This window comes from Phycisphaeraceae bacterium, from assembly GCA_020639155.1.
Lineage (GTDB): Bacteria > Planctomycetota > Phycisphaerae > Phycisphaerales > UBA1924 > JACKHF01.
In genome coordinates this window covers 266,527-285,565 of record JACKHF010000002.1, presented here as the reverse complement: position 1 = coordinate 285,565, position 19,039 = coordinate 266,527, and the positions used below count along the sequence as shown (strand labels likewise).

The 19,039-nt window shown below is 56.0% G+C and carries 8 protein-coding genes; 4 read left to right on the top strand and 4 right to left on the bottom strand.

The window, feature by feature from the left end:
• Nucleotides 1-58: 58 nt before the first annotated feature.
• Nucleotides 59-6,295, bottom strand: a complete 6,237-nt coding sequence (locus H6815_11745) for a cadherin domain-containing protein (protein ID MCB9861112.1) — start codon at nt 6,293-6,295, stop codon at nt 59-61.
• A 159-nt stretch (nt 6,296-6,454) separates the two neighbouring features.
• On the bottom strand, nt 6,455-8,098 hold the full coding sequence (locus tag H6815_11740; protein ID MCB9861111.1) for a response regulator: 1,644 nt from the start codon (nt 8,096-8,098) through the stop codon (nt 6,455-6,457).
• Between the two features lie 704 nt (nt 8,099-8,802).
• Between H6815_11740 and H6815_11735 the strand changes: the two genes are divergently transcribed.
• The 3 genes from H6815_11735 to ppk2 all read left to right on the top strand — a co-directional run bounded on the left by H6815_11735 (nt 8,803) and on the right by ppk2 (nt 11,323).
• Nucleotides 8,803-9,522 (top strand): hypothetical protein, encoded by a 720-nt coding sequence (locus H6815_11735; protein ID MCB9861110.1) that lies wholly within the window; start codon nt 8,803-8,805, stop codon nt 9,520-9,522.
• Nucleotides 9,523-9,603: 81 nt separating this feature from the next.
• Nucleotides 9,604-10,479 carry a pyrroline-5-carboxylate reductase gene (gene proC, locus H6815_11730; protein MCB9861109.1) on the top strand — a complete coding sequence of 292 codons (876 nt, stop codon included), beginning with the start codon at nt 9,604-9,606 and terminating at the stop codon, nt 10,477-10,479.
• Nucleotides 10,397-11,323 (top strand): polyphosphate kinase 2, encoded by a 927-nt coding sequence (gene ppk2, locus H6815_11725; protein ID MCB9861108.1) that lies wholly within the window; start codon nt 10,397-10,399, stop codon nt 11,321-11,323. Before proC ends, ppk2 begins: the two co-directional genes overlap by 83 nt.
• A 20-nt stretch (nt 11,324-11,343) precedes the next feature.
• Here ppk2 and H6815_11720 read toward each other — a convergent pair whose 3' ends face one another.
• Nucleotides 11,344-13,335, bottom strand: coding sequence for a M28 family peptidase (locus H6815_11720; protein ID MCB9861107.1), 1,992 nt, complete (start codon nt 13,333-13,335; stop codon nt 11,344-11,346).
• 360 nt (nt 13,336-13,695) lie between these two features.
• Between H6815_11720 and gcvP the strand changes: the two genes are divergently transcribed.
• Entirely contained in the window at nt 13,696-16,695 is a 3,000-nt protein-coding gene (gene gcvP / locus H6815_11715; protein MCB9861106.1) for an aminomethyl-transferring glycine dehydrogenase, read from the top strand.
• Nucleotides 16,696-16,703: 8 nt separating this feature from the next.
• On the opposite strand, the gene H6815_11710 is transcribed toward gcvP, so the two are convergent.
• Complete coding sequence (locus tag H6815_11710; protein MCB9861105.1) at nt 16,704-19,037, bottom strand: hypothetical protein; 2,334 nt, start codon at nt 19,035-19,037, stop codon at nt 16,704-16,706.
• Nucleotides 19,038-19,039: the final 2 nt, after the last annotated feature.

Here is a 19,039-nt window from a genome sequence, read left to right as displayed (position 1 = left end):
CTGCACGCGAGGGTGCAGCGACAGGCGCATCTTTACCGAACCATCAAGGTGAAACGACTTATGACACCTTGCGCCGTCCTGGCTGTTTCTCATCGCGCTCACTCTGGGTTGACTTATCGGCTGCGAGTCCCCGCACCATCGACCACAAACCAGCAAAGAAGGGCACCGATGGCCGACGAGCCTCGGCTTCATCGCTTGTTTCAGTCGCGTGCTGTTCAACTGCCTCATTGGTTTGAACAGCGCGCTCTGTCAACTCAATATCGCGATGATCCTCGGTGAAGAGTGCATCGAAATCACTGCGTGCCAGTTCCAGACTGTCAAGCCCCACCTCACCATCATCCAGACCCTTGCTCAACTCTGAAGAAAGAAGATCAATACCGTCGGATGCAGCGAGTTCATGTGCGGCAAGTTCAACACGATCCATAAACAACTCAGCATCACCATTCAGGATGCCATCCCCATCTCTGGAGCCAGCATGTTCTGTATCTCGAGTCTCGGAGCTGCTGGAGATCGTTTCCGGATATACAACTGGTGTGTCGGCAGCGTCGGTTGCCTGCTGATCACTGTCAACGCGAGGCTCCTCCGGCGGTGTATCGCGGCTTAATACCGGCTCATCCTGTGCGTTGCTGTGGAGAACTGATTCCTGCGATTCTGTAGATGGCGTATCAAACGAACCCGTTTGTGGTGACTGGGTTTGCTGGCTCTGTGACGGTGGTTCAGATGCAAACGTCTCAGGAATATCATTCACTTCTATATTCAACTGTTGTGTGTGTGCATTACCTGCACTGTCGGTCACACGAACAGCAATCGTCTGCGATGCTGATTCCTCAAAGTCCAGCGATGCGCCTTCAGCAACACGAACCTCGCCAGTATTCGGATCAACCTCAAAGTTTCCGTTCGCATCATCAACCATCTCAAATCGATGCGTCTCACCTTGATCCGGATCAGACACACGAATCGTGCCGACAACCGTGCCTGGCAGCGGATTTTCATCAACTGTCAGCGTGTCGGTAAAGACCGTCTCAATAGCCTCGTTCACATCGGCAATCTCAAGCGTGAACGACTCGGCGTAGATCGCACCGCTCGCGTCCGTCGCGGTCAATGTCACCGATACGCTCGGCTCGGTCTCGTGATCGAACCACACGTCGTCACGCACCTTCAGGTGCAGACCATCGCTCGACTCGACCACCTCAAAGCGGTCGTCGGACACCGAGATCGTGTGCGCATCGCCAGCGTCCACATCCGTGATGCTCACAACACCGAGATCAGTGCCCGATGCGTTCTCTGAGATCGTTGTCGAGGTCAGTTCGATGCTGACCGGTGCCTCGTTCACGTCTGTGATCTCCAGCGTGAACGACTCGGCGTAGGTCGCGCCGCTCGCGTCCGTCGCGGTCAATGTCACCGATACGCTCGGCTCGGTCTCGTGATCGAACGACACGTCGTCACGCACCTTCAGGTGCAGACCATCGCTCGACTCGACCACCTCAAAGCGGTCATCAGACACCGAGATCGTGTGCGCATCGCCTGCGTCAACATCCGTGATGCTCACAACACCAAGATCGGCACCCGATGCGTTCTCAGTAACCGTGATGTTGGACAGACCAATATCGATCGGCGGTTCGTTGGCATCGGCCACCTGTATCGTCACTGTCTCGTCGTATTCCGCACCTGCCTGATCGATAGCGCGCACTGTCACATTGTACGCCAGCGCGTCATCGGTCTCAAAGTCGAACGACGCACCGTCCGCAACACGGATCGTGCCGCTTGCGTCTATCTCGAATCGGCCATCCGCATCATCCATGAGCTGGAACGTGTGCGAGTCGTTTGCATCAGCGTCGCTGACCGTTACCTGTCCAACAGCGTCGCCAGCCTGCGCGTTCTCGCTGATGGTTGCATTGTCGATCGTGATATCGTGTGGTGCAGCGTTGAAGAATGCATCCGATTCGAATGTCTGATCAGCAAACTGGAACTGCTCGACCGACCGCACAAGATCAGTGCCATCGGGTGAGCCATCGCGAAGGTCGGTGATCATCAGTGATCCGTCATCGTTTCTCGTCACCGAGTAATCCGCACGACTGCCGCTGTAGACAGCCGTGTCAGTTCCTTCGCCGCCGATCAACACATCGTTGCCAGCACCGCCTGTCAGTGTGTCGTCTCCGTCACGAGCTTCGAGCCGGCTGATTCCAACACCATCGGTCAGGGCATCGGCAACATCGGTGCCGGTGCTCACCACACTGGTGATATCGCTATCAATCGCTTCAATTTGTTCGTGTGTGAGTGCAGCCTGCTGCGCGCCATTGAATCGACCAAAGTAGTAGTTGTTTGGAATTGAGGCGATCTGATCCGTTGTCAACTCGGGGATCCGATCTGCGGGCACATACCGGAAGTCGCCGTAACTCAGACTCTGGATCTGGTCGGTTGTCAGCTCTGTCCGCTGCGATTCTGTGAGATACCCGATGCTGATCGCGTCCGTGTTGATCGCCTGCACCTGCTCTGTCGTGAACTCCGCGCGCACGCCGCTGGGAATGCGACCCATGTAGTAGTTATTCGGGATCGACGCGACCTGATCCGTCGTCAGATTCGGAATCTGATCCGCGTGCAGATGGTCGAAGTCGTCGTACGTCACATCGTGGATCTGGTCCACCGTCAGATCACCGATCTGGTCGCTGGTCAGATAGCCGATGCTCACCGCGTCTGTGTTGATCGCCTGCACCTGTTCCGTTGTAAACTCGGCGCGCACAGCGCTGGGGATACGGCCCATGTAGTAGTTGTTCGGGATCGACGCGACCTGATCGGTCGTCAGATTCGGAATCTGATCCGCGTGCAAGTGGTCGAAGTCGTCGTACGACACGTCGTGGATCTGATCGACCGTCAGATCGTCAATCTGGTCACTCGTCAGGTATCCGATGCTCACATGCTCGGTGTCGATCGCCTGCACCTGCTCAGCAGTAAACTCCGCGCGAACTGCGCTGGGAATGCGACCCATGTAGTAGTTGTTCGGGATCGACGCTACCTGATCGGTCGTCAGGCTGGAGATCTGGTCACCGTGCAAGTGGTCGAAGTCGTCGTACGTCACGTCGTGGATCTGGTCCACGGTCAGGTCACCGATCTGATCTGATGTGAGATACCCGATACTCACATCAGCAGTATCAACTGCCTGGATCTGTTCTGTTGTAAACTCCGCACGGATTGAACTCGGGATGCGACCCATGTAATAGTCATTCGGGATCGATTCCATCTGGTCAGTTGTCAGATAGCGAACCTCACCAGCTTCGAGCGAGTTGAACTGGGAGTACGTCATCGACTGCACTTCCTCAATGTCTGCAACACTGATGTCGCCATCATCAAAGTGCAGTGTCTCGATGCCGTCGTGCTGGATTGTGAACTCGCCGCCGTCTGCCATGTGAACAACAAGTTCACCGGCACGATACGTAATGTCGTCGGACGAGTACCCGGCCAGGTCAGCGGTGTCATTGCCCGAACCGCCGTGGATGATCTTCACATCGCCGTCTTCTGCGCCCGTGAATGTGAACGTGTCATCGCCACCGCCGCCCGACATGGTGTCGTTGCCTGCGCCGCCTTCGATGGTGTCGTTACCACCGACGGTGCCATTGCGGACAAAGTGCGTGCCGGTCATCGCGACCTCGCCGTCGTTGTATGAACCTCCATGCTGATCCTGGATAAACCCGAGATCGCCCGAGGCATATCCCAACTCAATCCCATCGACAGCGCCCGCGGTTCCTTCGAGCGAGGTCACAATGTCGTTGTCAAAGTCGAGTTCCGCGATCAGCACATCGCCCTCGCTAGGCGTGAACGCAACGAGCCCGGTCATTGGGTCTGCGCCGCTGTTGTGAGCCTCGTTGTTGTCGTAGTACCACTGTCCGTCGATGTTCTTGACGGTCACAAAGTGGTCAGCGTTTTCATTGTGCACCGTCGAAAACCGAGTGTGCACATTCTCAGCCGAGTACATGATGTACCCTGTGCCTGTCGCCTGATCCGATGCAGTCACACTCGCGCCAAGATCACCCACAGCAACGTACCCGCCGTCGGACTGGTCGTCACCATAGATCACGTCGTCGCCATCACCACCGTCGATGACATCGTCGCCGCTGTTTCCATAAATGGTGTCGCTGCCCTCGTCACCGGAGACGGTGTCGTTCCCTGCACCGGCAAACAACTGGTCGTTGCCTGTTCCGCCCGTGATGACATCGTCGCCATCATTGCCGTACACAGTGTCATTCCCTGCGCCAGCGTGGATGGTGTCGTTCCCGGCTTCGCCCGCACCATTGCGAACAAAGTGCGTACCTGTCATCGCAACTTCACCGTCGTTGTACCCGCCCCCGTGCTGGTCCTGGATGAACCCCAGATCGCTCGACGCAAATCCGGACTCAATCCCATCAACCGTACCAGCCGTACCTTCAAGCGATGTGACCGTGTCGTTGTCAAAGTCGAGTGATGCAACAAGAAGGTCGTCTTCACCCGGGGTGAACTCGTGCAGCGCGTTCATTGGATTCGAACCGGGATCGTGCGCTGAGTTGTCGTCGTAGTACCACTTGCCGTCGATATTCTTGACAGTCACAAAGTGATCCGCGTTGTCGTTGTGGACCGGATGATCATTGAAGCGGGTATGCACACTCTCAGCCGAGTACATGATGTACCCTGTGCCTGTCTGCTGATCAGAAGCAGTGACACTTGCCCCGAGATCGCCCACCTCGACAACAACAGACTCAGTTCCACCATCACCCTCAATGACGTCGTCTCCATCACCGCCATAAATCATGTCACTCCCGTCACCGCCATGGAGTGTGTCATTGTGATTGGTACCGACGATCACGTTGTCGTTCGAGTTGGCGTTGTGCTGCGACATCATCTCTAGCCGAACCGTGCTCGTCTGCTCCTCAGATGCTGTTGGACCATGAAACTCGATACTCTTCACAAGGTAGTCGCTGCTGTCGTTGGTCACGCCCTCCTGACCTTCGCTGTATTGCTCAGCAGTGAACACGAGTTCATCGAACCCGCCTGGCACATCGATGTTCACCGAAAGCGAACTTCCGCTGCCAGTCATGAACGACGCTTCCTGCACCAGCACGCCGTCCTTGTATGCTGCCCAATGGCCTGCCTCTTCTCCCGAGTTCGGTCCCTCGTTTGCAAACAGTCGCGTGATCTCCACCGTTGCGGTTGTGACATCGTTGTCAAACGAGAACACGAGCTCTTCGGACACACCTCTTTGTGCGTCGTAACCAAGCTGGCTATCAGGACCGCCCGTGTGGCCTGAAACACCAAGCCCATCTGATGATGAACTCACACGATCAATCGAAGCCTCAGACAACGATCCGTCAGCGTTGATATTCCGTGCTGAAACCTGAAAGCCACTGTCATTCGATGCATAGTTTGATGTACTGATTGTTCCGTCAAAGTTGTCCCCAGTACTGGAATGCACTGTAATGCTCAAATCGGCAGTGCCATCAGCATCCGGCGGGAGTACCAGATGCACATCGTCAAGATCATCCGGCTGGAGTGTCCACGAGCCGTCTGGGTTCGCTGTGCCATTTGACAAGGACGCGCCCTGCGGCAACCCAGCAACAGTGACTTCAGTGGTGCTGTCACTGATATGACTTTGCAACGTCGACGCAAGATGCATGTCGAACTGTGTGGCATCGTCGGAGTCTGTAAATGTGCGAAGCACCGCATCGGCAGTGTCGTCACCACCAAGCAGAACAGACTCAACACTATTATGCACGATCTGGAATGATTCTCCGTCGCCGAGATCAACAGTGAGCGTACCGCTGGATTCTGTCACTTGATCGGCGCTATATGAACGAAGATCAATGGTGTCATGACCATCGCTGCCGTCAATATGCACAACATCGCCGTGCTGCCCGGTGACCACGAAGATGTCATCACCTGCGCCACCATCAGCTATATCGTTCCCGGTACCTGTGACGATGACATCGTTTCCGTCTCCGCCGCCAAGCACATCGTCACCAAGGCCACCGAATAAATGGTCGTCACCAGCCCCGGCAAACGCGAAGTTGTCGCCATCATCGCCGGTGTAGATGTCATCACCGCCCGTCGCATCATCTAGATCATCAAGTGAGTCTGCATCCACCCATGTCGCGCTTAGGAGAATGCGGGACTCAAGCTGTTCGCTCGATAGTGATGGTCCTCGCTTCGAAGATTCATCCAACTTCCGAGGTGTCTTCGACTGGCTTTGACATGATTGTTGTTCTGACGTCTCACAATCGTGCTTCACGCCACCAACACTAGCGTTCTTCTTCCGCTTCCAGAATGCCATCGTCAGTCTCCAGATTTCACGTCATAGTCCATGCCACAAACACAATGTGAGGCAAGACCGCCAACGGCGTATCGGAAAGTCTGCAGCGCAGGTCAAATAAAGGTTGTGCAAGTTCGACAATCGAGATGTGTTTGAAGGAGTGAAGATCCAATAAAACAGTCAAGCAGCCTGTCTGGATTGAGCAGTGACTGTAGATCCAAATCGTGCACAGGTGTCTATCAGCAGAGTTCGATCGATTGGTTTCAAAAGGAACTCATCGCAACCCGCCTCAAGACTTTCGCGTCGTGCGTCCGCTGTCACTCGTGCGGTCAGCGCAAGAATCGGCAAATGACATCCCGATTCACGCAAACGCCTCGTTGCCTCAATGCCACTCATCTCGGGCATGAGCATGTCCATGACAACCAGGTCGTATCCTGTTGGTTTCGCATGCAATATCTCAACTGCAACACGACCATTCTCTGCAATATCAACAGTCGCGCCAGCTTTGCGTAGAAAAAATGAAATCAGACGCTGATTGTCTGGACCGTCCTCAGCAAGCAGGATGCGAATGCCATGCAGTTTTTCTGGGTATGCGGTTTGTGGTGCTGCATCCTCAATCGGATCGTCCCAGCCGTCATTCATGTCGATCATCATCACGCCTTCGAGAGACCCTGTCTCAACGGTAACACTGAACGTGCTGCCGACACCTTGCTTGGAATCGATGAGAATCTGCCCCCCCAGAATTTCAGCAAGATGGAGAGAAATCTTCAGTCCAAGCCCTGATCCGCCAAACTTTCTGGCAGTCGAAACATCCCCTTGAGCATACGCCCCAAACAAGCCTGCCTGCTGCTCCTGTGTCAGTCCGATGCCGGTGTCAATGACATCAAACCTGAGAAGATCCTTGCCCGAGGAGTTGTCGTATGAGACTCGCACTGTTACTGCGCCGTGATCTGTGAACTTAATCGCATTGCTGACAAGGTTCACAAGAATCTGCTTGAGTCTGTGCGGATCGGTCACAATCTGCGCAGGCAGTTCACCAACCCATTCCACGTCAAGCGCAATACCTCTCGCCTGCGCACGCACCTTCATCATCGCTACTACATCGCACACAATCCACGCGGGCGAAACAGACAGCTTCTCAATGGACATACGTCCTGCTTCAATACGCGTCAGATCAAGAATGTCGTTGATCAATGTCAGCAAGTGCTCGCCATTTCGACGTATCGTCCTGATTGCATCGTTAGAATCGCATGATGCAATCGCAGGATCTGCAAGCAGATCTGCGTAGCCGATAATCGCAGCCATCGGCGTGCGGATCTCGTGACTCATGTTTGCAAAGAACTCTGATTTTATCCGCACAGATTCAAGCGCGTTGTCAAGCTTTGCGTGAGCCAGTTGGCATACTTCTCGCAGTGAGCGAACTTCCTGCATGGTGCTCGCAATACGCGCTTCAGCATGCTTGGTTGCTTCACGCTGCGCGCTGGAACTCTGCCTGCAACGAAGAAACACCCACACCAACACTCCAAAGCACAATGCACAAAGCGCTATAGCTCCATACACGTACGATGAGATATGTGATTGCACAACCGACATCGACGTTGGAATCGAGAGAAAAACACAGGTAGCACACACCACGAGGAAGACCTGGATCCATGCAACAAAGCCGATTCCATAGAGGACAAAGCGGCTCCCATTGCTAAGAGCGTCGTTATTCAGTGTGTCAGGAAGTTGTCCAATGGACTCAACTGCAGACCATGTCTCGGTCAGATTTGAACTGACAGATATATCAGTTACCGGTGTTGTCTCTTGGACCTGCGGTACCACGAAACGTCAATCGACACATTCTTGTGCTGCCCGAACGAAACAATAAGGAAAACTCACTATCCGACGCTGTCCATCGTCCCAAGCACACCCCGCCTGTTCTCGGTAGTTGCCATGTGCATGGTCCATATACCAGCGTTGTGCTTGCACATCTTGTCTCAGATCCGAGATGGGTCTTTTCACATGGACAAAGCTGCTGTCTCAACTTGAGTTGCATGTGTGAAGATGCAAAGGCAGATGCCATCTCTGTGTGAGAGCAAAGCACGAGATGCGCCTGTGTAAAGATCTCTTGGACTTGTATTGCTTCAGCAATCTGCTATCGATTATCGATCTTCCTGACCAAAGTTCATCCAAGCCTCCTCAAGGCTCGCATCGCAACCACCAGACGACCTGGATCGGGGGCTAAGCCGTACCAAGCCAATGCTTATTTGGACCTTGTCACTCAATCGTTGAATTGATGAACCGTCTACGATATTGACGCATTAATAAATATTATAGGACGCAAACTCGAGGTGTATTTCTGCGGGTTTCTCACATGATGAGCCTATGAAAGTGTTCAGATTTCCTGAAACCCTCCTGTTCTGGCGAAAATCGCTTGACTGATACCCGTTTGTACGTATCCTATTGATAGTGGGGAGTTTGCGCCCCCATAGCGCGGTGGCTGGCCGACGCATTTAGTAGAAACGCACTGGTGGGTGTATTCAACCATGCTTCGAAGAACTGTCATCTTTGCAACACTCGGGTTCACTGCAGCAGCGGTTGCTGATCCTGTTGTGTTTTATGGCATGGATTCTGGCACACAGAATCAATGGGCTTCACGAGCTTCTTCACAGGCTGCACGCGATGCTTGGACTGCAACCATTACTGGTGAATCCAGCGCGAAATCGTTCAACTTTGAATCAATGGGAGCAAACAGCGCGTACAAAGCATCCCACACGCTCAGTGGGCTTGGCACAGTTACAGCTACCAACGGTTCGGCGTTCATGCGTATTGACAAGAGCTACAACGACGCCAGCAATGGCTTTAGCCTCGACTCAAACAAGTTGTACTTCAAGTCCAGCACCGGTGGTAACAACCGTGCTGTGCAGTTTGATTTCACTCAAGCACTTAAGACTTTCGGCACATTCGTGACAGGTCTTGGAACAGGCGCACAGAGCAAACTCTTTGCGACCGTGTTCTACTCTGACAACTCGACGTCGGACCACACCATTGAAGGCAGCTCACAGGGCGGTATTCTGTTCTGGGGTATTCAGGCAGAGTCTGGCAAATCTATTCTCGCGATCACGTTCCGTCAGGACAAAGCGGGCGACTCGTTTGGCTTTGACGATATCGGCTTTGCATATGATGTACCGTCGCCACTCGCTGTCACACTCGGTATGGTTTCACTCGGCACGGTAGTGACCCGTCGTCGCCGCACTACACTTTGAGACAGTGCTAATACCTGATTTTCAAACGCCCACCTGATTGTGGGCGTTTTTTTCTTGCATATCTGCTATGCTGCGTCCTTCATGGAAAGAGAACAGCAACTTCATCCGCACGTGCTGTGTATCGGCGCTGGCAATATGGCTGCCGCTCTGCTGGTACCCGCAGTCCGCAACGGCGCAATCAATGCTCAACACCTCGTTCTGGCAGAACCAGACACCAGCAAGCACGCGGTGTTCACTCATCTCGGCGCCAGTTGCACGACATCAGTCATGGAAGCGCTTGTTCATGTTCCAGATGACACGATATTGATGCTGGCGGTCAAGCCACAACATCTGTCCGATGTCTGTGCTGCCTTTGATTTGGCGGCGGGTCGGAAGTTCCTTGCTCATCCTCGTACCTGCATCTCCATTCTCGCTGGGAGTACACGAGACGGAATCAGCCACCAGTTCAGGCGTGCTGTATACAGTGCAGACATCCGTGTCATCAGAGTCATGCCGAACACGCCTGCAGGCGTGGGTAAAGGTATTGCTGCCATCTGTGCTGGTGCAACTGTTGATGAAGCACATCTTACTTTCGCACGCACGCTTCTATCTGCGACCAGCACACTGATTGATCTTGATGAATCGATGTTTGACGCGTTTACTGCGATTGCAGGATCTGGACCTGCGTACCTGTTCTATCTTGTCGAAGCAATGCAGCGAGGCGCGGAAGCAGTTGGATTCGACTCAGCAACCGCTCGCACACTTGCTGAGAGGACGGTCGTTGGAAGTGCACACCTGCTGGAATCATCCGATAGTTCCGCACAAGAGCTGCGCACTGCCGTCACAAGCAAGGGAGGCACGACGCAGGCTGCCACAACAGAGATGGACAATCACGATGTCATGCAGACAGTCGCAGATGCTATTGTCAAAGCGCGGGATCGCGGCCGAGAGTTGGGGCAGGCATCGGGCAAAGAGTAAACCAATGGGCGACAAACAGAAAAAAGCGGACGAGAAACACTTCGAGGATCTCGATTATCCATACGACAAGCGCATGCGGCGCAAAGTCTACGAGGACAAGGTCGAGCAGCAGCAGATCGAACTGCTCAAACTCCAGCGATGGGTGAAAGCGACCGGGCAACGCGTGCTCGTCATCTTCGAAGGACGTGATGCTGCTGGCAAGGGCGGCACGATCAAGCGGTTTATCGAGCATCTCAATCCGCGCGGCGCGCGAGTTGTTGCCCTTCCAAAGCCGAACGAAACCGAACGCACGCAATGGTACTACCAGCGGTATATTGCCCATCTGCCAAGTGCTGGCGAGATCGCGTTCTTTGATCGATCGTGGTACAACCGCGCCGGTGTCGAGCCGGTCATGGGGTTCTGCACGCCCGAACAGCACGCCCAGTTCCTGCGCGACACACCCGAGTTTGAGCGACTGCTTGTCAATGACGGGATCTACCTCTTCAAGCTGTGGTTTGCGGTCAGCAGAGCAGAACAGGCAATCCGGTTTGAATCGCGGCGTTCAGACGTGTTCAAACAATGGAAACTCAGTCCTGTCGATGAGGCAGCAGTGTCGAAGTGGGACGAATACACGATTGCACGTGATCACATGTTCTTCCACACGCATACCAGCGATGCGCCGTGGACTGTTGTCCGGTCGGACGACAAGCGTCGCGCAAGGCTCGGCGCGATCGGGCATGTGCTGACAACACTCAACTATGACGAGAAGGATACAAAGCAAATCGGCGAGGTTGATCCATTGATCGTCGGCAATGCATATGCGCTGCATCCGGGGTCAACACATCCAATTATCAGCATCCCTTGATGCTGTAATCAGCTTTGCGATTACTCGCCATCGGCAGCAAGCAACGTCGCTGTCGTTGTCTTGCGTTCGTTGTTGCGGATGTACACAATCTCGACCTTGTCGCCTGGCTTTGCATCCATGAGGAACGGCATCCAATCCTGCACGGAATCGAGCTTGCTCCCGTTCCACTCGACCATGCGATCGCCCGCTTTCAGACCCGCGTTGTCCGCGGTTGTGCCCGGGAACACCTCGTCGATGAGCACACCGGAGACGATGCCGTCGTAGTTGCCCGGCATGATCCCGAAGCGCACTCGGCTGCCCGTGCGATTGGTTGGCTTGTCCTCGTCATCGTTTGACGAATCCGCAAAGCGGTTTGAACGTTGTGGACGAGATGGTGCTGCTGCTACCGTAGCTTTGGGCGCAGGATCACTCAGCTTGCCGGGATGCGTCGCGAGTGTCATCACGATCTCCTGCACTGTGCGCACAATCTTCACTGCACCAACACGATTGATCGTCTCGGAAACATCGCCCGGCGTGTGGTACACGTCGTGATACCCCGTAAAAAGACTCACGATGGGCACGCCCGCATTGCGGAAGCTCGCGTGATCAGAGTTCCCTGTCGGACGTTCCTTGACAGGGGTCATGCCGGACGCTTCAAGGATTGGCCAGACAAGGTCTTCCAATCCCTCGGCAGATTCCATGCCCTGCACATCAACCCGACCTTCACGCAGCCGCCCCACCATGTCCATGTTGACCATGGTGTAGATGCTCTCTTTGGGCATGGGCAGGTTCTGCACCATGTAACGCGAGCCTTCAAGCCCGCTCTCTTCTGCGCTGAAGAGCGCAACAACAACGGAACGCCTCGGTTGATTCGCGGGCAGGTCGGCCCAGATTTTTCCGAGTGATTCTGCAAGCACGAGGCATGCGCTCGTGCCAGAGCCGTTGTCATCCGCGCCGGGGTGGAGCACATCGGGTGTTGAAGTGCCGAACTTTCCGTATCCGACGTGGTCGTAGTGCGCACCAATCACGATGTACTCGTCAGCGAGATCGCCATTGCCTCTGAACACACCAGCAACATTGTTCGTTGTAACTTTGCCAGAAGTGATATTCGCTGAAATAGATGCTGTCGCGTTCAGCGGCACAACCAGTCCCGCCTCATCTGCCTTTCTACGGAGATCATCGAGTGAAAGCCCGGTCGATTCCTGCGTGAGCTTGCGCGCTGCGTCAACTGACATCATCATGATTGGCACGCGCATCGAGCCGCCCATGCCCTGGCCCCCATTCGCGTCAAGCAGAGAACCAACGCGTGGATCATTCGCGCCGGGCGCATTCACAACAATGATCCCCTTCGCACCGCGCGATGTTGCTGCACGAAGCTTCTGAATGAACCCCGCCTGCGGCGACCACCCGCGTTCCGACCACTTGCTGTTGCCCTCGCTGTCCATCGGCTCAAACCGAAAGATCATCGCGATGGAGTCCGTCAGGTCTGCGCCTTCTGGAAAACTTGTGTAGTCATCGGGCCCGCTCTCGATCGAGTACCCAGCAAACACAATCGGGCCTTCGAAGCTCTCGCTCGCTGAGTACGGCGTCGCAACAAAGTCCTCGCCATAGATCAGCTTCCGTGGTTCCTGTTTTACTGGCCCGCTGTACACAGCAAGATTCCATGACATTGTTCCTGTGCCAGTCAACTGCTGCGAACGAGGCTGGAACTCCTGCCTGTACGAGGCAGCCCCACCATCGCTTGAGAACGCACCTTTCATACCTGCACGCTCAAGGTAAAACTGGATGTAGTTCGCTGCATCGCGGTTGCCGCGAAGCCCCGGCGCACGCCCCTCAAAGAACGGGTTGGCAAGCGTGGTGATGTGCTGGTTGTACAACTTCACGTCCCATGGCATGGACATCAGCATCTCGGAGACAGGATCGGGTGCGATCCAGTCCGGCTCGATCACCGACTCGGTCTGGGCAAGGGTCACGGATGCTGCGCCCATAAGGGCGAGGGCCGGAGCGATTGAGCGTGCCATCGAAAGCTTCATTCCAAGGATCTCCTCTGTACGTCTGATGTGGGATCGGCTGATTCGGGATGGTCTCGGTACCGGATGCGCACACAGCCGCCAACCGTTGCCAATGTCCGCAACTGATGCGCGTGTTTTCATCGTACCCGGACAAACCGACAAGTATTGCAACGCACCCATAGAGCGAGGACCGGATCCATCAGAAATCCGGGCATTCCGCGGGATGGTTTCTCCTGAAATCTCAGGGCTTGTGGGGCTCTGATGGATGACAGAATCGGCGTTCTGTCTACGATTCTGTTCGGGTGCCATCGACCGGTTTTCATGCCGATTGGCCATCCGTCTGTTGCCCCATTCGCGCCCCCAGATCGAGTTGCACCAGACATGACAACACACGCTGTGCCGTCCGCGTCCTCACCCATCCAAGTCGGTTCCTCCTGCTGCGGCAAATCCAGTTGCTGCGGGGGCCAGAAACCGGAGGTTCCTTCTGTGCTTCAGCCCAGCGACATGTTTGCGCCGCGCCACATCGGACCGACCGATCAGGACATCGCTGCAATGCTCAGCACACTCGGTCTTGGCTCGCTCGATGAACTGGTCGATCAGACGATCCCATCATCCATCAGGCTCACGTCGTCGCTGGAACTGAAGACAAACTGGGCGCAGGGTGAAGCCGGCGTGCTCCACTCCCTGCGAGCCAAGGCTGACAAGAACGTTGTCTATCGATCGATGATCGGCATGGGGTACTACGACACACTGACGCCCGCTGTTATTCTTCGCAACATCATCGAGAACCCGGGGTGGTACACGCAGTACACCCCGTACCAGGCGGAGATTTCGCAGGGACGTCTTGAGGCGTTGCTTAACTTCCAGACTATGGTCGCGGACCTGACCGGGTTCGAACTCGCGGGCGCATCCCTGCTCGATGAACCGACTGCAGCTGCGGAAGCGATGACGATGTGCGTTGCGATCACGGGACGCACACACTTTCTTGTTGCAGACCACTGCCATCCGCAAACCATTGCTGTTGTCAAGACGCGCGCCAAAGCTGTTGGCACGGTCGTCGAGGTCATGCCTGCTGATGCGCTCGCTTCTGCGCTGACCTCACGCAAGGACGACAAGTCCATCGCGGGCATTCTGTTGCAATATCCCACCACCGATGGCTCTCTCATCGATCCATCGAAACTCGCAGCACTCGCGCACGACGCGGGCGCGCAGGTTGTTGTTGCGACGGATCTGCTCGCGTGTACGCTCATCAAGCCTCCAGCAGAACTCGGTGCGGATATCGCGATCGGCACAAGCCAGCGGTTCGGCGTGCCCATGGGGTTCGGCGGCCCGCACGCGGCGTTCATTGCAACAAGCGCTAAGCACGCACGCAAGCTCCCCGGACGCATCATCGGCGTGTCAAAGGACTCGCACGGCAACACCGCCTACCGCATGGCGATCCAGACACGCGAGCAGCACATCAAGCGCGAGCGCGCCACATCCAACATCTGCACAGCACAGGCATTGCTTGCGATCGTCGCATCGATGTACGGCGTGTACCACGGACCCGATGGGTTGCGGACCATCGCACACCGTGTGCACAACCTCGCAGCAGCAGCGATCGTCGGCATCGAATCGCTCGGGCACGAGACCATCGGCGACACAGCGTTCTTTGACACGCTGCGCGTGAAGCTCAACGAGATTGATCTTGATTCCGTGCTCGAAGCAGCCGAGGCTCGCAACATCAACTTCCGCCTCTTTGCGGACGGCACGCTCGGCATCTCCCTCGATGAAACGACCACGACACGCGATCTGCGCGATGTCCTCACCGCGCTCAACGGCGGCACGAGTCCGTCGCTCAATGTTGACGAGCTTCATACGGAAGCTGTGTCGCGCGGCCTCGCAAAGTTCGGTGAGCTTGAACGCACCACCGCGTTCATGGCGCATCCCGTGTTCAACTCGTACCATTCCGAGACCGATCTGCTCCGGTACATGAAGAAGCTGGAGAATCGCGATCTCTCGCTCGCGCATTCCATGATCCCGCTCGGGTCGTGCACAATGAAACTCAACGCGACGAGCGAGATGATCCCCGTGACGTGGCCCGAGTTTGGGCGCATCCATCCGTTCGCGCCAGCCGATCAATGGCGCGGATACGCGGAGATGTTCAAGGATCTTGAACGCTGGCTCTCCAGTATCACCGGGTTCCACGCGACATCGCTCCAGCCGAACGCGGGCAGTCAGGGCGAGTTTGCCGGCTTGCTTGCGATCAAAGCGTACCACGAATCACGCGGTGAGGGGCATCGGAACATCTGTCTGATCCCCACGAGCGCACACGGCACCAATCCAGCCAGCGCTATCACCGCGGGGTACAAGGTCGTCGCAGTCGCGTGCGACGCGAAGGGCAACATCGATCTTGCGGATCTTCGCACCAAGGCCGAGCAGCATAAGGACACGCTCGCAGCCATCATGGTGACCTATCCGTCAACGCATGGTGTATTTGAGAAGACCATCCGCGATCTGTGTGCGATCGTGCACGAGTTCGGCGGGCAGGTCTATCTTGACGGCGCGAACATGAACGCGATGGTCGGATTGTGTCGGCCTGGCGATATCGGCGCAGATGTCTGCCATCTCAATCTGCACAAGACATTCTCCATCCCGCACGGCGGCGGCGGTCCAGGCATGGGACCGATCTGCACCGCGGAACATCTCACGCCGTTCCTTCCCGGTAATCCGCTTGAGGAAGTGAAAGACAACGGCGTCGGGCCGGTCTCGGCAGCGCATTACAGCTCAGCAAGCGTGCTGACCATCTCATGGATGTACATCGCGATGATGGGCGAGGTCGGATTGCGCAAGGCAAGCCAAGTCGCAATCCTCAACGCGAACTACATGGCAAACCGCCTGAAAGACCATTACACAATCGTCTACACGGGCGAGAACAACCGCGTCGCGCACGAGTTCATCCTCGACTGCCGATCATTCGAGAAGTCCGCTGGAATCCGTATCGACGACATCGCAAAGCGCCTGATGGACTACGGGTTCCACGCGCCGACGATGGCCTGGCCGGTCCCCGGCACGCTCATGATCGAGCCGACCGAGTCAGAACCAAAGGCAGAACTCGATCGCCTGTGCGACGCGCTCATTTCGATCCGCGAGGAGATCGCGCAGATCGAGCAGGGCACACTCCCGCGCGACGACAACCCGCTGGTGCACTCGCCGCACACCATTGCAGCAGTATCGAACAACACCTGGTCGCATCCATACTCACGCGAGACAGCTGCGTTCCCCGCAGCGTGGCTGAGAGACGCGAAGTTCTGGCCGCACGTTGGACGCGTTGACAACCCGTACGGCGATCGCAACCTGATGTGCTCGTGCCCCAGTGTGGATGAGGTTGTTGCGAACTGAAGTTCGTATTAGACAAGCGAGATCAGCTTGCGCCCTACCCACTCGATCACCAGCAGCCCGAGAAATGCGGTGAGTACCCACCACTTGTCCCACAACGGCTCGGTGTCCGGCGCGAGCGCAATCCGGCGCGAGCGATTCGGCAGCTGTGACAATGCCGACATGTCGTTCCCGTCGAGCACCTTCCCGCCTGTACGCTCTGCTAGATCGATCAACAACTGGTGATTCGTCTCGGGGTCTGCCAGTTCGTCGTCGATGTTGCGCACGTCAATATCAACCTGCAGGTTGTAGCTGGAGAGCGACGGCTCCTTCACTGTGATTGTGTACCGCCCAGGCTTGCGAGGCACCCATGTCTGCGCGAATCGCGCGTTTGCGCTGTTGCCCATGTCCTCGGGCACCAGATCAACCTGCTCGACTTCGTCGCTTTGCTGGCGCTGGATTTCGATCGCGATCTTCTCGTGCTTGAGATCAAGCAGACGCTGATCGGTAATACCGAGTTCGAGTCTGACGATCTGATCGACGTACGAGCGCGAGGGCGCAACGCGGAAGGTCACACCACGGCCAACGGATGAGAGTCGTTCGCGTGCTTGCGATCTGATGATTGGCAGCCAGAATCGCTCGGGGAGCGTCTCACCACGCCCGAATCGCCAGCGCCATATCTCGTCAGTACCAACGTACACGACCTGTCCTGCGCCAAAACGCATGATCAGCACGAGCGGACGTTCGTCTGCGGATGTGCCGCCAACAGGCTCAGCCATCGCGAGCACTTCCGCTGCTGGCTTCACGTCTTCAAACTGGATGAGCGTTGCCCATCGAAGTCTTGACCAGCCGGTCTCAGGTGCTGACAAGCGGGCCGGCCATCCCGGATCATCAATCGTGCCCGGGTGCACAGGATCCGCCATGTCGAGCAGCCCCAGACGCGCAGCTGTCTCTGTACGGCGCAGCACAACATCTGTCGGAAATCGTGGTGCGCGAGATGACCCGTGATCCACGATACGTATTGGTAGACAGTCGGCGAGTGGTGTCTGTGCCCATGCGTGCGGCGTTGTCGATGGACCAGCCATCCAGAGGAGTCCGGTGCCGCGTGAAGCAACCGCATCTCGAAGGTTGATGAGTTGCGGTTCGGTGAAGAGTTCTGGTCGAACATCTCCGATGATCACGACATCAAACTCGGCCCATTCCTCCGGACTCGACGGGAGCGACGTCACTTCGATGTCGCCCTCACGGATATATCGCTTGCCGGTAGAAAGCTGCAGCGAGGCGGATCGGATTGATTGTTCCCTGTTGAGCAGTTCTCTCACGTATCGCTGGTCCCATCGCGGTCCGCCGTCGAGGAATAGTACGCGAATCGGCTCATCCACAAACTCCATGGGCAAATCCATCGAGTTGTTCGCATCGGAAAGATCACCTGATGCGGTGCGCACCTCCACCCGCAGCGAACGCCGACCAACCTCTGAATCCTGAATAACAAGGTTCACATCTGCGATGCGCTCAGCATCTCCAGTAAACATGTCTGATGTAAGTTCTGTTTCAGCAAGTACTGATCCATCTGCGTCATCAATAATGCGCACAGTGTCCCCGGGAACAAACTCGCGTGTGTTCTTTCCAAGCTGCAGAAGACGCACGCGTACTGGAACATCATCGTTGATGTATGCAAGCGACGGTGCTGTCACATCATCAATGGCGAGATCAAACTTTGCTTCGGCACTTCCCAGCGGCACCACAAAGACCGGGACGTGGTCCGCTTCCAGTCGCTGGAGCAGTTCCGAAGAAAGTTCATCTGCGCTTTTGCCATCGCTGAAAAGAACAAGCCCAGCGAGCGGCTGTCCCGCTGCAATATCAAGAGCCTGAGACACCGACGCACCGATGCGCGTACGAAGCTGTGTCGGGCTGGGCAGAGCGACGGATTCTGATGAAGTTTCTGCATCTATTTCAAAGGCGCCGGAACCAAATCCAAGCCATCGGACGACACGGCTGGTGTCGTTCGACTGCATTTCCTTGAGTTGCTGCTGGGTGTGTGTCGCAGCCTGCTGCAACTGTTCATCGCGGGTAAAACTCACACCCGGCCCATCCTCGATCGTCATCGAGATCGAGCGATCAACAAGCATGATCAACTGGTCGGTTTCGACGCGCTCATTCGGCGACTCCATCCGTGGACCAGCAAGCAGAACAAGCAGGGCGAAAAGCAGGACCGCGCGAACGCATGACAGCATGCCTCGGTACAGTGTCCTGCCAGATAAACCACGATACGACCACCACGATACTCCACAGCAGATCATCAATGCAATCGGCCACACCCACAACGGCACCGGATGATCCCATCCGAAGTGGACGCTGTTCGGCATCG

Excerpts from the sequence above, each read along its gene's own strand:
- H6815_11735 (MCB9861110.1), top strand. The coding sequence starts at position 8,803 with ATGCTTCGAAGAACTGTCATCTTTGCAACACTCGGGTTCACTGCAGCA.
- gcvP (MCB9861106.1), top strand. The coding sequence starts at position 13,696 with ATGACAACACACGCTGTGCCGTCCGCGTCCTCACCCATCCAAGTCGGT.
- proC (MCB9861109.1), top strand. The coding sequence starts at position 9,604 with ATGGAAAGAGAACAGCAACTTCATCCGCACGTGCTGTGTATCGGCGCT.
- H6815_11720 (MCB9861107.1), bottom strand. The coding sequence starts at position 13,335 with ATGAAGCTTTCGATGGCACGCTCAATCGCTCCGGCCCTCGCCCTTATG.
- ppk2 (MCB9861108.1), top strand. The coding sequence starts at position 10,397 with ATGTCATGCAGACAGTCGCAGATGCTATTGTCAAAGCGCGGGATCGCG.
- H6815_11745 (MCB9861112.1), bottom strand. The coding sequence starts at position 6,295 with ATGGCATTCTGGAAGCGGAAGAAGAACGCTAGTGTTGGTGGCGTGAAG.
- H6815_11710 (MCB9861105.1), bottom strand. The coding sequence starts at position 19,037 with ATGCCGAACAGCGTCCACTTCGGATGGGATCATCCGGTGCCGTTGTGG.